3 protein-coding genes are annotated in these 1,694 nt (G+C 30.0%); all 3 read right to left on the bottom strand.

All coding sequences use genetic code 11. The features are described from left to right. A partial coding sequence (locus HG1285_RS02625; RefSeq protein ID WP_008289082.1) for an MnmC family methyltransferase occupies positions 1–619 on the bottom strand: 619 nt, incomplete at its 3' end. Continuing rightward, positions 604–1,209 (bottom strand): fumarylacetoacetate hydrolase family protein, encoded by a 606-nt coding sequence (locus HG1285_RS02630; RefSeq protein ID WP_008289081.1) that lies wholly within the window; start codon positions 1,207–1,209, stop codon positions 604–606. The genes HG1285_RS02630 and HG1285_RS02625, both read right to left, overlap by 16 nt. Further along, entirely contained in the window at positions 1,206–1,643 is a 438-nt protein-coding gene (locus HG1285_RS02635) for a hypothetical protein (RefSeq protein ID WP_157560715.1), read from the bottom strand. Before HG1285_RS02635 ends, HG1285_RS02630 begins: the two co-directional genes overlap by 4 nt. Between the last annotated feature and the right edge of the window lie 51 nt (positions 1,644–1,694).

Genomic DNA, 1,694 nt, shown 5'->3' with positions numbered 1-1,694 from the left:
TGACTGCCAGCGACGCACTGTATGTTGCAAGAACAGCTTTTTCAGTCATTAAGTTTTTAACCAATTTAAAAATATTTACAGTCCACATTTCAGTGTTTACTTTAGGAGAAAAAGCATCCCAGAAAACTGCGTCAAATTTTATATTTTCATTTTGAAGGTATTTTATAATCTCTCTTCCCTCTCCTAAAATAACTTTTAAGTTTAAGTTATTTTCATCTAACACAAAAACTTCATAAGTGTTATTTCCTATTTTTTCATTTTTAAATTCACCTTTTTCCAAAAGGCTGTAAAACTCTTTTAGATTTTCAGGAATGTTTAAAGATTTTATTCTTTCAAAGTTGTTTTTATCCTTTTCAATAGAAATTATATTTAATTTTGCATTTTTATTTACCTTTAGAACCTCTGTATAACAGACTGCCACATTATAGGCAAGACCAAAACCAACATCTAATATGTTTATCTGCTCTTTTTCTTTTGCAAGTTCTTTTACTTTTGTTGGATTAATAAATTTATGCAGGCTTTCTGTATATGCCCCTGCCTTTGTGCTGTGGTAAGCCTCGTTATACTCTTCATTAAAAAATGTTTCAGTTCCGTCTGCTGTGATTATTTTACTATCCATTCTCTTTCTATTAAGGTTTTTCCTTTCTTTATTATTTTCCCTAAAAATTTATCTCCTTTTTCAAAATATCCAACTCCTTTTGGGGTACCTGTCATTAAAATATCCCCATTTTCAAAAGAAAAATACTCTTTTGCTTTTTCAAGTATCTGGTAAGGTTTATATATCATCAGTTCTATGGTTGCCTTTTGCTTTAGCTCTCCATTTATATAAAGCTCCATTTCAAGTCCTTCTACATCACTAATTTCCACAAAATCAGAAAATACAGCAGAGTTATCAAATGCCTTTGCTTTTTCCCAAGGGAGTCTTTCTTTTTTTGCCTTTTCCTGCTCATCTACAAATGTTAAATCAATTCCAAAACCTACTGCTTTTATTTTATTTTTTATGATTAAAAATGATATTTCTCCTTCATATCTACATTTCTTATCAGGTTTTATAAGCTCTTCTGATATTGAAGAGTTTGGTTTTATAAAAAATACAATATCATTAGGCACTTTATTATTAAGTTCTTTTATATGCTCAACATAATTCCTTCCAACGCATAAAATTTTAGATGGATAAATTTCCTTTCCCTCAAATAATACTTTTTTCATTTTTCCTCCAAAGTAAGTTTGTAAGCTTCCTTTTTTGATATGCCGAATTTTTCAGAGATTATTTTCGCTATCTCTTTTGATTTAAAGCCTTCTTTTTTAAGATTTTTAATCTCTTCTTTTAAGTTTTCAATATTTATTTCTTTCTTTTCTTCTGGATGACATAAAATAACGAACTCACCTTTTAGCTTATCAGGGTTTTTTTCAAAATAACCTATTATCTGCCTTGCCGTTCCTCTTATAAACTCCTCGTGTATTTTTGTAAGCTCTTTTGCAATAACAACCGGAGAGTTTGGTAAAATTTTTTCAATAGACTGTAAAGTTTTTAAGACCCTTTTGGGACTTTCATATAGAATAAAAGTAATACTAATATTTTTGAGCCATAAAAGTATTTCTTCTCTTTTTTTGTCTTTGTTTGGCAAAAATCCAGCAAACAAAAACTTGTCAGATGGGAGACCGGAGGCAGAAAGTGCGGCAGCTCCGGCAAA

The organism is Hydrogenivirga sp. 128-5-R1-1 (genome assembly GCF_000171895.1).
The sequence above is the reverse complement of the archived record's forward strand: the minus strand, read 5'-3'. Positions and strand labels throughout refer to the sequence as shown.